We start from the raw sequence: 12,806 nt of genomic DNA on the forward strand, positions 1-12,806 counted from the left end.
CGAGTGCTGCTCCTGCCTGGTCTTTTTATTGTTCAGCGCGTCAATACGCGGGCATGCCGGGCCTGCCAGCCCAGCCGGATGGTCGTGTCGATTGCAAAATGGGCGAATTCGAACTGTGAGGACGGCACGCGCACGATCAGCGGCTTATCGCTGAGGAGGGTCTGCACGTGCAGGTTGGTGTCGAGGCCGTGGTAAGCGACTTCGACGATCTTGCCGCTGACCTGATTGGCGCAATCGCCGCCCTGCTCCGTCAGCACTTGCAGGCGTTCGGGGCGCACCACCACGGCGACGGATTGGCCGGTCACCAGCGGCGCGTCGGTTTCGACGCTCAGCTCCTGGCCATTGACCCGCACCGAGTGCTGGCCCGAGCGCACGCCTTCGAGCAGGTTGCTGACGCCGATGAAGTTGGCGACAAAACGGCTGTTGGGGTTTTCGTAGAGTTCGGTCGGGCTGCCGCACTGGCACACCTTGCCGCCATCGAGCACCGCCATGCGGTCGGACATCACCAGGGCTTCTTCCTGATCGTGGGTGACGATGATGAACGTGATGCCGCTCTCGTGTTGCAGACGCTTGAGTTCCAGCTGCATCTTTTCCCGTAGCTTCTTGTCGAGGGCGCCCAAGGGTTCGTCAAGCAGCAACACCCGAGGACGCTTGACCAATGCCCGGGCCAATGCCACCCGCTGGCGCTGGCCACCGGAAAGCTGATCGGGCTTGCGCTCGGCCAGCTCACCCAATTGCGCGGTGCTCAGCACCTCATCGACCCGGCGACGGATTTCGCTTTCCGGCAGGCGTTCCATTTCCAGGCCGTAGGCAATGTTCTTGCGCACGGTCATGTTGGGAAACAGCGCGTAGGACTGGAACATCAGGTTCAGCGGACGCTTGTTGGCCGGCAGCGGCGAGATGTCATTGCCGTCCAGGTAGATGCAGCCACCGCTGGGGGTCTCGAAGCCGGCGAGCATGCGCAACAGCGTGGTCTTGCCGCAGCCCGACGGCCCGAGCAGCGCGAAAAACTCGTTCTCGCGGATGCTCAGCGACACCTCGTTGACCGCCAGACCGTTGCCATAAGACTTGCTGACCTTGTCCAGGATCAGTACCGCGGATGAATTATTCATGGGTGCGAGGAGCCTTGTTGAGACGCTGCGAAGCCAGCAGCGCGGTGATGCTGACCAGCATCACCAACGTCGCCAGAGCGTTGATTTCCGGGGTGACGCCGAAGCGGATCATGGCGTAGATCTGCATGGGCAACGTGGTCGAGGCCTGGCCGGAGCCGGAGTTGAAAAAGGCGATGATGAATTCGTCCACCGACAGGGTGAACGAGAGCAAACCGCCCGCCAGCACACCGGGGAAAATCACCGGCAACAGCACCCGGCGAAAGGTGGTGAACCAGCTCGCCCCCAGATCGATCGAGGCTTCGAGGATCGAATAGTCGAAGTGCTTGAGCCGCGTGCGCACCACCGCGCAGACGAAGGCGATGTTGAACACCGCGTGGCTGATGATGATCGAGTGCAGCCCCAGGCCGACCTTCAGCAGGTTGAAGAAGCTGAGCAGCGCAATCGCCAGCACGATGTCAGGAATAATCATCGGCGCCATCAGCAAGGTGTCGACCACCTGGCCTTTGTGGTTGTCCTTGCGGCGCAACTCGATGCCCAGCGCCAGGAACGTGCCGAGCACGCAGGCAATGAAGGTCGCCGACAAGGCAACGATCAGGGTGTTGAGCGCTGCCGACAGAATTGCCGTGTTGTGCGCCAATGCCGCGTACCACTTCAGCGATACGCCGCCCCAGGCGGTGGGCAAGCCGGACTTGTTGAACGACAGCAGGATCAACACCAGGATCGGTATATAAAGGAAGGCGTACACCAGCCCCAGGTGCGAACCCAGCACGGTGCCGCTGACAGAACGAGACTGACTCATGAGCGCGCCCCTTCTGCACGACGGGCCACCAGTGCCTGGATGAACAACAGGATCAACATGATCGCGATCAGGAAGAAGCTCAGCGCCGCACCGAACGGCCAGTCCCGCGCCGTGAGGAATTGCGAATAGATCAGGTTGCCGACCATCTGCACCTGCTTGCCGCCCAGCAAGTCGGCGGTGATGAAGTTGCCGATGCTCAGCACAAAGACAAACACCGCGCCCGCCGCGATACCCGGTACGCTCAGCGGCAGGATGATCCGGCGAAAGGTCATCCAGCCCGACGCGCCGAGGTCTTTCGAGGCGTCCCACAGTTCGTTGTTGATCCGCGACAGCGACGAGAAAATCGCCAGGATCACAAAGGGGATGTAGTTGTAGACCAGCCCCAACACCACGGACGATTCGGTGTACAGCAGGCTGATGGGTTCACCGCTGTAGCCGAACAATTGCAGCAGGCGGTTGATCAGACCTTCGCGATTGAGCAGGACGATCCAGGCGTAGGTGCGGATCAGGTAGTTGCTCCAGAACGGCAGCATCACCAGAAACAGATACACCGCCTGACGCCGCCGTGGCGCCCGGGCAATCGCATAGGCTGCCGGGTAGCCGATCAACACCGCGAACACCGTGGCCAACCCGGCGATCTTCGCCGACTTGAGCAGGATGCCCAGGTACAGCGGATCGAACGCGCGCTGATAGTTTTCCCAGGTGAACAACCAGTCGATGCCGCCGTAGGCACCGCGTTCGACGAAGCTGTAGACCAGCACCAGCAGGCACGGAATCACCAGGAACATCAGCAGCCAGCCGAAGCCGGGCGCAAGAAGCCAGGCCGACAGACGCCTGTCAGCATGCAAAGCACTCATTAACCCTATCCTCCCGCCTCAGGACAGAGGCGGCTTGCGAGCGTGGCGAGGCATGCCGGGCATGCCTCGGATCGACGTGGCGTTAGTTCTGCGCTGCCATGATTTCGGTGACGGCGCGGGTGTAGGCCTTTTGCGTGGTGCCGCCCAGGTCGCGCAACTGCTCCATTTTCAGCAGTTCGGCGGGGGCGATGGTCAGGTTGGGGTATTGCTTGAGCAAGTCAGCGGACAACCCGGCCATGGCCGCCTGGTTGGGGACTTTGTAGAGGATGTTTTCAGCGACCCAGGCGTGGTTTTCCTTGGCCAGCATGAAGTTGATGAACTTGAAGGCGTCGTCCTGGTGCTTCGAGCTCTTGAGCACCACCATGGTGTCCACCCACAGGTCGGAACCTTCCTTGGGCACCACGAACTTGATCGCCGCGTTGGCCTGGGTGCCGTAGTTGCACCAGCCGTCCCAGGCGTGGGCCATCAACGATTCGCCGGAGGCCAGCTTGGAATAGAAGGTGGTGTCGTCGAAGGAGAGAATGCGTTTTTTGGTGGCGATCAGTTGATCGCGAACGGCGGCGATTTGCGCGGGGTCGCTGTCGTTGACCGACCAGCCCTTGGCGAGGAAACCGGCGCCGAGCATCCAGCGGTCGGTGGCGAGCATCGTCACCTTGCCCTTGAGGGCATCGCTCGGATTGAGCAGCTCGTTCCAGCTCTGTGGCGCCGGCGTCACCTTGTCGGAGCGGTAGCAGATGCCGGTTGTGCCCCAGGTGTAAGGCACGGAGAACCGGTTGCCCTGGTCATATTCCAGGTGCGTGGCTTCGGGGTAGAGGTTTTTCAGGTTGGGGACCTTGACCGGATCGATGTCCGCCAGCAGCCCCTGTTTGTGCAGGACTTCGGCGAAGGGCGAGGAGACGAACACCACGTCGTACCCCTCACCACCGGACGCCATCAGCTTGCCCATGATTTCTTCGTTGGTGGCGTGCAGCGCCTTGTCGACGTCCACACCGCTGGCAGCCTTGAACTTGTCCAGCGCATCCGGGGCCATGTAGCCGTCCCAGATGGAAATCACCATGTCTTTCGCACTTGCAGCCTGTGAAGCGATCGCCAGGGAAACGGCCAATCCCACGCACAGAAGATCATTCAGCTTGCTCATAAATACTCACCCGACGATTGTTTATTGTTGTGTTCGAAGGCAGTACGGCAAAACGAGAAACGATTGCTGGTGTTTTTTTTTAGAAATTAGGACCAGTATCAAAAGATGTCAACGCATTTCTTCCAGCCTGACGCTTCGCCGGCGCATGACATAAGATGGGCAACTGAGTCCGACAGCGGATCACAACGAGAAAAGACGCTTGAGCACGACAGCCGAAAAAAAACCGCGCACCAATCACCTGGAACTGGCCCGGCGCATCCTCGAGCACACCCAGGAAAGCGGCCTGGTGGCCGGCGACCCGGTGGCCGAACAGGCCCTGGCCCGGACCTTCCAGGTCTCGCGCACGCTGATTCGCGGCGCGCTGAAAGTGCTACTGGAAGAAAACCTGCTGAGTCACGAAGCCGGCAAGGGCTACCGGTTGCTGGCCTCGCCGACGGGCCAAGCCTTCAACGCCGCGCTGCCCCAGGCCGAGGAAGAAGAACTGGCCGCCTCGGTGCTGCGCGACCGCATGGCCGGGCGCCTGGGCGACAGCATCAGCATCAGTGAGCTGATGCGCCGCTACGACATCGGCCGGCCGGCGGCACAAAAGGCCCTGCAGCAATTGAGCGAAAACCAGGCCATCGAGCGCGGCCCCGGCCAGTCCTGGCTGTTTCGTCCGTCACTGAACAGCCTGGCCGCCCTCGAAGAAAGCCTGAAATTCCGCCTGATTCTCGAACCCGAAGCCTTGCTCAACCCGAGCTTCAACGCCGACCCACAACGCCTTGCGTTGCTGCGCAGCGCCACGCAAAGCCTGCTCGCCCGCCCCGTGGAAGACTTCGACATCCAACAGTTTCGCGAACTGGACATCAGTTTCCACGAACTGCTGGCCCAGAGCTGCGGCAACCGCTTCATCAGCGACGCCCTGCTCAAGCATCAAGGCCTGCGCCGCTTGCCGAACCTGCTGCCATCGGTGAGTGTGCACCGCCTGCAGGAAGCCCTGCGCGAACACCTGCAGATCATCGCGCAGATCGAACGCGGGCAGATGGAGATTGCCGCCGACCTGCTGCGCCTGCACCTGCGCCTGAGCGCCGCGCAACGCCCGCAAACCGCCAACCGTGGCATCCCGCAAAGTCATCTGCTCGGGCGTCGCTAACCGCCTCGCAAAAACATGATGATTTTTTTTTGAAAATAAGACAGCATCAAAAACACCTTCAGGAGCGGCGGGTCTGACCCGCCATGGACAGTCCCTCGCCATGCAAAAACAAAAACTGATCGCCCTGTTTCCGGAAGCCAGTTTCGGCGCGGCCTTGAACTGCATTGGTATCGCTCAGTCGCTGCGCGAGATGGGCGCCAAACCGGTGTTCATCTGCCATGAGCATTTCCAGGGGTTGTTCGCCGAATACGGTTTCGACGAGTACCCGATTCCGCAAGCGAGCCCATTGTCGGCAGCGGAACACCAGCACTACTGGGAGCGCTTCATCGAGCGCAGCATTCCCTACTTCGACCAGACCCCGCTGGCACAGATCGACAGCTACGTTGCGCCCGCTTGGGAAGCCATCATCGACACCGCCATCGAAGCGGAAAAACCCTTGCAGCAGTTGCTCGGCCGCCTCAAGCCCGATGTGATCGTGCTCGATAACGTGGTGATGTTCCCGGCCATCGCCAACGCCGGTTGCCCCTGGGTGCGAGTGGTGTCGTGCGCCGAAACCGAACTGCCGGATGCGGCTGTTCCGCCGTACCTGTCCGGATGCCTGGCCAGCGACACCCAGGCCTGCGAGCGCTACACCGAGCAGTACCTCAAGGCCGTCGCGCCGGCCCATGAACGCTTTTCGCAATTCCTCCTCGGCAACAGCACCGCGCCGTGCCCAGCGGGGCAGTTCCTCACTGACTCGCCATGGCTGAACCTGCTGCTGTCACCGACGCCAGTGCGCTATGAGCGCCAGCAACCGCTGGACCCGCAACGCTACGTGTACCTCGACGGTTGCGTGCGCCGCGAAGCGCCGTACATCGTCCCGGACTTTCCACGGCACAACGACGCGCCGCTGATCTACCTCAGCTTCGGCAGCCTCGGTGCCGCCGATACCGGGATGATGAAGCGCCTGATCAGTACAATCGAAACCTTGCCGTACCGCTTCCTGGTCAACGTCGGCGCCTACCGCGACATGTACACCACCGTGCCGGACAACGTGTACCTCGACAGCTGGTTTGCCCAGCCGGCGGTGCTCAAGGAATGCCAGTTGTTCATCCACCACGGTGGCAACAACAGCTTCTGTGAAGCGCTGTATTTCGGCCTGCCGTCGCTGATCATTCCGTACTGCTGGGACGGCCACGACAACGCTGCCCGCGCCGAGGAAGTCGGCGTCGGTCGCTACCTGCCGCGCTTTGCCGATCCCCTGGCCGCCCTGCCCGCCGCCCTCGAACAGCTGCTGGCCGACCAAGCGATGAAAAAACGCCTCAAATCGTTCAGTGAGCCCATGCAGGCGACCCGCGGCACCGACATTGCCGCGCGCGCGATCCTGGCGCTTCCAGACCTCTAGCCAAAACAACAAAAACCGTCGGGCAACCGAACGCAATCGTCGCTGCCCGACACACCGCCGGAGTTTCAGCATGAATGCCCCACCGCGTCTCGATTCCCTCGACCACGTCCTGCCCCATCCCTTCTGGCAGGACACCGTCACCCCGCCACCCGCCGCACCTTCCGTCGCCGGCACGGTGCAGTGCGACCTGGCGGTGGTCGGCGGTGGCTTTACCGGATTGTGGACGGCGCTACTGGCGCGCCAGCGCAACCCCGGGTTGAGCATCGCGATCATCGAGGCGCGACGCTGCGGCGGTGAGGCCAGTGGACGCAATGGCGGCTTCTGCGCACCAAGCATTTCCCACGGAGTGTCCAACGCACTCAAGCGCTGGCCGGATGAAGCAGAGCAACTGATCCGCCTGGGCCGGCAGAACCTCGATGAACTGGCCGCCGACCTGCAACGCTTCGGCATGCACGTCGAGTTCGAACGCCAGGGCAAACTCAACGTCGCCAGCCAGCCGTGGCAGGTCGACGGGCTGCGCTCAATGCAGCGCAACTATGCGCGATTCGGTATCGACTGCCAGTGGCTGGAAGGCAGCGAGCTGGCACAGAAGCTTGATTCACCGACGTATGCAGCCGGCCTGTTCGAACCCAATTACGCCCTGCTCAACCCGGCAAAAATGGCCGCTGAACTGCGCCGCGTGTGCCTTGAGCAAGGCATTCAGCTGTTCGAAAACAGCCCGGTGCTGCAACTGAATGCGGACAAAGACAATTTGCACCTGCGCACAGAAAGCGGCGAAGTGACCGCTGGAAAAGTCGCCCTCGCCACCAACATCGCCCCGCCGCTGCTCGGCCATCTGGCATCGAGCGTGATCCCGGTGTACGACTACAGCCTGGTCAGCGAACCCTTGAGCGATGCGCAACTGCAAGCCATCGGCTGGACCGGACGCTACGGCATCGCCGACGCCGGCAACCAGTTCCACTACCTGCGCAAGACCGCCGACAACCGCATTCTCTGGGCCGGCTTTGATGCCATCTACCATTTCGGCGGTCGCCGCGACGAAGCCCTGACCCAGCGCCCGCAAAGCTTCCAGCGCCTGGCCGAACAGTTTCACCAGACTTTCCCGGCCCTGGGCGACGTGCGTTTCAGCCATGCCTGGGGCGGCATCATCGACACCTCCGCGCGCACCACGATGTTCACCGGTTGCGAGCACCAGGGCCGCGTCGCCTATGCCTTGGGCTTCACCGGGCAAGGGGTGTCCGCCAGCCGCTTCGCCGCGCTGAACATGCTCGACCTGCTGGCCGGCGAGCGCACCGAACGCACCGAACTGCTGATGACCTCCAAGGCTCCGTTCCGCTTTCCGCCCGAACCCTTGCGTTATGTTGGCGTGAAACTGGCCCAGCGTTCACTGGCGCGCGAAGACCGCGACGGTCACCGCGACCTGCTGCTCAAGACCTTCGATGCCTTTGGCATCGGTTTCGATTCCTGATCCGGAGACCACCATGTCCACAGCCCTGCCCCGGCACGTCATCGACTTCGCCAGCGACCTTGCCCCCCGTGAAACCGAAATCAACGACCCGGCCGTGGTCGACGCGACTTGTCGCAGCAAGAGTTGGCGGCACTTTGTACAGCCCGGGAAAAACGCCGTGGCCGGCATCTGGGAGGCAGGACCGCACCGGGAGCGTTGCCAGTGCGATTACGACGAGCTGTGTCACATTCTGGAAGGCAGCGTGCGCCTGACCGATGCCGAGGGCGTCGCGCGCACGTTCGGCCCCGGTGATTCGTTCGTGGTGGCCAGCGGCTTCACCGGCACCTGGGAAAACCTTACGCAGGTGCGCAAGGTCTACTTCATCCTCGGCTAAATGGCGGATGGAATGAGCAACAAACAACCTGTGGCGAGGGAGCTTGCTCCCGTTCGGCTGCGCAGCAGTCGCAAACCCTGTTTGCTCGGTGCTACCTGATTGATCAGGTTTTGGGGCCGCTGCGCAGCCCAGCGGGAGCAAGCTCCCTCGCCACAGGTGCTGGGGGTTCGTCCTTTAAGTGGTTACTGCCGTACCTGATTGCGTCCGTTGCGCTTGGCCTGGTACAGCGCGTCGTCGGCGCGGGTCAACAGGCTTTCCGGTGTGTCGCCAGTTTGCGCATGGGCCACGCCGAACGACGCGGTGATGGTGTCCAGCACCGTGTCGGTGCCCCGGGCCTTGACCCGCAGCGACTGGATTTTCAAGCGCAGGCGCTCGGCAAAAGCGCCCGCGGCGGCCAGGTCCGGGCAATCCTTGAGCACCACGCAGAACTCCTCACCGCCATAACGCGCCGCGAACGCTTCTTCGGGCAGAGAATCGCGTAACACCCGGGCGACATGCTGAAGCACGCGGTCGCCCAAGGGATGGCCGTACTGGTCGTTGAATTGCTTGAAGTGGTCGATATCCAGCATCACCAGCGCCACGCCCGTCGCCATGTTGCCCATGGCCTGTTCAAGCTGGCGGTTGAAGGTGGTGCGGTTGAGCAATTCGGTCAGGCCATCGAGGGTCGCGGCCAATTGGGCGCGTTCCAGCTTGTCCCGCAGGCTTTTGATTTCATGCTGCGCCGACTGCAACTGGGCGAGGAAATGCTCCTGCTGCCCCTGCATCAGCCGGGTGCTCTGTTGCAGCTGGATCAGGATGCTCGGCAAGCGCTCGTTGGCGGGTTCTTCGAGCATTTGCAGGTATTGGCCGAGGCTGGCCTGGAAGTTCTGGTTGCCTTTCACGCTGCGCGAAACATCGCGCTCCATGTCGTCGACCAGGTTGATTGCATCCTGCTGCCCGGAGCGGGCGTCCGCCAGTTCATCGCGGATGATGTACTCGCGAAACAGTTTGGTGGCCGACTCCGGCGGAAAATAGTCGAAGTCGTTGACCACCCGGTCCAGGTGCCGGTTGAGCTCCGGCTCCTGACCCTTGCTGTAGGTGTACCAGAGCGCGTAGTGCACCGGGTTGGGCGGAATGTTGTGACGAACCATCAGCGGCACTGCCTGCTTGAGCAATGCCGCGGCCTCGCGGGAGTCTTCCGGATACTGCGCTAGAACAGTCGCACGCGTGTCTGATTGGCTCATGGTTTCACTGTGATTGTTATCATTGGCGTTTGGCAAACTCGCTGAGCATAGCGATACGCCCGGCAAACGACCATCCCGAATTACACAATCATTTCAACCCGGTACGCCTGTGCCACGGGCCCGATCAACTGTTGGTCGGCATCAGACCGGCCGCGTTCAGGCGCCGGCGATAGGCCGTATCGCGGTTGGCCAGCCAGTAGTACAGCGGTGTGGTGACGATCAGGCCGATTAACTGACTACCATCACCACTGCGCGCAGGCGGCAAAGCTTGAACCCGAGGTTTTTCACCAGGCTTTTTTGTGGGAGCGGGCTTGCTCGCGAAGACGGCGGCACATCCAACATCGATGTGACTGACATACCGCTTTCGCGAGCAAGCCCGCTCCCACAGAGGTTATGCGGTGCCTGTATCAGCGCGCAGCCCAGGCATTGAAGCGCTGTTCAAGCTCCTCGCCATGGTCGACCCAGAACTCCGCGTCCACGGCCCGGGCGCCGGCCAGGTTGGCCTCGGCGGTTGGCAGTTGCTCCTGCACGTCCTTGGGCAGCAATGGCAGGGTCTGGCGATGCACCGGCCCGTAGGGGATGGTTTCAGAGAAGACTTTTTGCGTCTGTGGCTGGCTGGCAAATGCGATGAAGTTTTCCGCCAATGCCTTGTTCGGCGTGCCTTTGACCACCGCCCAGTATTCCGGGTCGTACAGGCTCTGCGGCCAGACGATGCTCAGCTTCATGCCTTCCTTCTGCGCCGAAGCGATCCGGCCGTTGTAGGCGGCGCTCATCACCACGTCCCCGGCCACCAGCCATTGCGCCGGTTGCGCGCCCGCCTCCCACCACTGGATGTTCGGCTTGATCTGGTCGAGCTTGGCAAAGGCCCGCGTCACGCCTTGCGGGGTGTTCAGGACCTTGTACACGTCGTCCGCCTTGACGCCGTCGGCCAGCAAGGCGATTTCCAGGGTGTACTTGGCGCTCTTGCGCAGGCCGCGCTTGCCCGGGAAGTCGGCGACGTTCCAGAAGTCCGCCCAGGACTGCGGCGCCTTGGCCTGCTTGCTCTGGTCGTAGGCCATGACCATCGACCAGACGTAAGTGGCCACCCCGCACTCGGTCAGCGCACCCGGCACAAAGTTCGCCGAGTCACCGAAACGTCCTTGATCGAGCTTCTCGAACAGCCCCTCCTCGCAGCCGCGCAGCAGCTCGGGGCTTTCGACTTCTACCACGTCCCAACTGGTGTGACCGGCGGAGACCATGGCCTTGATCTTCGACAGCTCGCCGTTGTACTCACCGGCGATGATGTTGCCCGCGCCACTGGCGTTGAAGGGCTGAAAATAGGCCTTATCCTGGGCCTGTTTGGTAGCACCACCGAAGGAAATCACGGTGAGGTCCTGGGGGGCCGCCCACACACTGGCACTCAGCAACGCCAGGGCAAACGGAACACTGCAACGCAAGGATCTGGACATGGATCGCTTCCTCGGGGCTTGTCGGCCCGTTGTTGTTATGGGTGTTCGGATTCACTCAAGTACGCCGCCAGGCGATCCATCAAGCGGTCACAGGCCGCCATCTGGACAACGCTGACAAATTCATCGGGCTTGTGCCCCTGGTCCATGCTGCCGGGACCGCAGACCACCGAAGGAATGCCGGCCTGATCGAACAGCCCGCCTTCGGTGCCAAAGGCCACGGTGCTGAACTCGTCGCTGCCGCACAGTTGGGCAATCAGCCGGGCCGCCGCGCTGTCGACGGGTGTCGCAAGGCCGGGGTAGGCGGAAATTTTTTCAAAGCGGATAGCGGTATCGGTGTCCACGGCCTGCATGGCCGGCAGCAGCGTCTGCTCGGCGTAGTCCTGCAGTTCGTCGACGACCACTTGCGGGGCGAAGTCGGGCAAGGCGCGGATCTCGAAATCGAAACGGCAGTCCGCTGGCACGATGTTCAGCGCCGTACCGCCCTGGATCACCCCGACCTGCACGGTCGAGAACGCCGGATCGAAGCGCTTGTCATGCAGTTGTGGCCGGGCCAGGGTGGCGCCGATGTCGCCCAACCGACCGATCAGGCGCGCGGCCTGCTCGATGGCATTGACCCCGTAAGGCGCGTAGGCCGAATGGCAAGCGGCACCGCGCACGTGGCAACGCATCGCGAGCTTGCCTTTGTGGCCGAGCACCGGCTTGAGTTCGGTCGGCTCGCCAATCAGGCACAAGGCCGGAGCCGGGATGCGCTGGGGCAGCACTTCCAGCAAACCGCGCACACCAAGGCAGCCGACCTCTTCGTCATAGGAAAACGCCAAATGCACCGGGCGCTTCAAAGGGCTGGAGAGAAACATCGGCACCGCCGCCAGCACCGAAGCCAGATAGCCCTTCATGTCCGCGGTGCCACGGCCGTAAAGCTTGCCATTCGCCTCGCTCAGGCTGAATGGCTCGACCGTCCAGGCCTGGCCGTCCACCGGCACCACGTCGGTGTGCCCGGACAGCACGATGCCGCCGGCCACACGCGGGCCGACCGTGGCCAACAGATTGGCCTTGGTTCGCTCGGCGTTGTAGATCAGTTCGCAATCCACGCCCAGTTCGTGCAGATAGTCACGCACGAACTCGATCAGCTCCAGGTTCGAATCGCGGCTGACCGTGGCGAACCCGATCAATCGCGCGAGCATGGCGCGGCTGCGCAACTCACTCATCGCCGGGCACTCCATAGGCGGGGGCCAGGGTCGGATTGAGGGCACGGGTCAGATAATCCTGAAGTTGCGGCTCGTAGGCCGTCCACAGTTTGCCCAGCTCGCCGATCGGGTTTTCATCGGCCCAATCCACCCGCAGGTCGACCATCGGCCAGGTCAGGTCACCCACCACCGACAGCGCCGCCGAGTGCACCGCGCCGGCTTCGCCACCGGCATCCTGCCCGGCCTGCAACGCGTTCATCAGCCGGGTGGCGAGGCAGCCTTCGCTGTTTTCGAACTCTGCGACCATGGCCTCGATCACCCCACTGTTGGCCAGCAGGTTACCGGCCGCCACGCATTGGTCACCGGCCACCGCATTATTGATGCCCAGGGCATGGTTGCCGCTGAACACCGCCGTGCGCCCATGGGCATCGACCACCGCCACCTGCCGATACTGGCTGTAGCCGTTGCGGGTCAATGAGTGGTCCAGCGCCTGGGGCGGCGCCGAGCCGCCTGCCAGTTCATCGAGGATCTGCGGACCGAGGGCCGGCAGCGTGATGTTCTGGCTCGACACCGCACCGACACCGGCACGCAGCCACGGGCAGCGCGCGCCGACGGCAATGCTCGAAGAGCTGATGGCAATGCCCAGCTGGCCGGTCTCGGCGCAGCGACCCACGATGGAAAAAGTCAT

Annotated in this window: 13 protein-coding genes; 4 read left to right on the forward strand and 9 right to left on the reverse strand. The window is 62.6% G+C overall.

Annotated features, from left to right (window positions below):
* Positions 1–32 precede the first annotated feature (32 nt).
* From VC35_RS21555 to VC35_RS21570, 4 genes are all read right to left on the reverse strand, one after another.
* Positions 33–1,112 (reverse strand): ABC transporter ATP-binding protein, encoded by a 1,080-nt coding sequence (locus tag VC35_RS21555; protein ID WP_046042460.1) that lies wholly within the window; start codon positions 1,110–1,112, stop codon positions 33–35.
* Positions 1,105–1,911, reverse strand: a complete 807-nt coding sequence (locus VC35_RS21560) for an ABC transporter permease (RefSeq protein ID WP_046042462.1) — start codon at positions 1,909–1,911, stop codon at positions 1,105–1,107. Before VC35_RS21560 ends, VC35_RS21555 begins: the two co-directional genes overlap by 8 nt.
* Positions 1,908–2,768 (reverse strand): ABC transporter permease, encoded by an 861-nt coding sequence (locus VC35_RS21565; protein WP_046042463.1) that lies wholly within the window; start codon positions 2,766–2,768, stop codon positions 1,908–1,910. The genes VC35_RS21560 and VC35_RS21565 overlap by 4 nt, the downstream gene beginning before the upstream one ends.
* 82 nt (positions 2,769–2,850) lie before the next feature.
* A complete protein-coding gene (locus VC35_RS21570) occupies positions 2,851–3,906 on the reverse strand; it encodes a polyamine ABC transporter substrate-binding protein (protein ID WP_046042465.1) in 1,056 nt (351 codons plus the stop codon).
* A 199-nt stretch (positions 3,907–4,105) separates the two neighbouring features.
* On the opposite strand from VC35_RS21570, the gene VC35_RS21575 reads away from it, so the two are divergent.
* From VC35_RS21575 to VC35_RS21590, 4 genes are all read left to right on the forward strand, one after another.
* Positions 4,106–5,038, forward strand: coding sequence for a GntR family transcriptional regulator (locus VC35_RS21575; protein WP_046042466.1), 933 nt, complete (start codon positions 4,106–4,108; stop codon positions 5,036–5,038).
* A 100-nt stretch (positions 5,039–5,138) separates the two neighbouring features.
* Positions 5,139–6,422 (forward strand): nucleotide disphospho-sugar-binding domain-containing protein, encoded by a 1,284-nt coding sequence (locus tag VC35_RS21580; RefSeq protein ID WP_046042467.1) that lies wholly within the window; start codon positions 5,139–5,141, stop codon positions 6,420–6,422.
* A 70-nt stretch (positions 6,423–6,492) separates the two neighbouring features.
* Entirely contained in the window at positions 6,493–7,890 is a 1,398-nt protein-coding gene (locus VC35_RS21585; protein ID WP_046042468.1) for an NAD(P)/FAD-dependent oxidoreductase, read from the forward strand.
* Between the two features lie 13 nt (positions 7,891–7,903).
* The gene (locus VC35_RS21590) at positions 7,904–8,263 is read left to right on the forward strand and encodes a cupin domain-containing protein (RefSeq protein ID WP_046042469.1); all 360 of its coding nucleotides are present in this window, start codon (positions 7,904–7,906) and stop codon (positions 8,261–8,263) included.
* Positions 8,264–8,445: 182 nt separating this feature from the next.
* On the opposite strand, the gene VC35_RS21595 is transcribed toward VC35_RS21590, so the two are convergent.
* From VC35_RS21595 to VC35_RS21610, 5 genes are all read right to left on the reverse strand, one after another.
* Positions 8,446–9,486 (reverse strand): GGDEF domain-containing protein, encoded by a 1,041-nt coding sequence (locus VC35_RS21595; protein WP_046042471.1) that lies wholly within the window; start codon positions 9,484–9,486, stop codon positions 8,446–8,448.
* Between the two features lie 124 nt (positions 9,487–9,610).
* The gene (locus VC35_RS29620; RefSeq protein WP_185754831.1) at positions 9,611–9,751 is read right to left on the reverse strand and encodes a hypothetical protein; all 141 of its coding nucleotides are present in this window, start codon (positions 9,749–9,751) and stop codon (positions 9,611–9,613) included.
* Positions 9,752–9,893: 142 nt separating this feature from the next.
* Positions 9,894–10,934, reverse strand: a complete 1,041-nt coding sequence (locus tag VC35_RS21600) for an ABC transporter substrate-binding protein (RefSeq protein WP_046042472.1) — start codon at positions 10,932–10,934, stop codon at positions 9,894–9,896.
* 35 nt (positions 10,935–10,969) lie between these two features.
* Positions 10,970–12,139: an acetylornithine deacetylase gene (gene argE, locus VC35_RS21605; protein WP_046042473.1), complete on the reverse strand. Its 1,170-nt coding sequence runs from the start codon at positions 12,137–12,139 to the stop codon at positions 10,970–10,972.
* Complete coding sequence (locus VC35_RS21610) at positions 12,132–12,806, reverse strand: DUF1028 domain-containing protein (protein WP_046042474.1); 675 nt, start codon at positions 12,804–12,806, stop codon at positions 12,132–12,134. Before VC35_RS21610 ends, argE begins: the two co-directional genes overlap by 8 nt.

The organism is Pseudomonas fluorescens (genome assembly GCF_000967965.1).
GTDB lineage: Bacteria > Pseudomonadota > Gammaproteobacteria > Pseudomonadales > Pseudomonadaceae > Aquipseudomonas > Aquipseudomonas grandcourensis.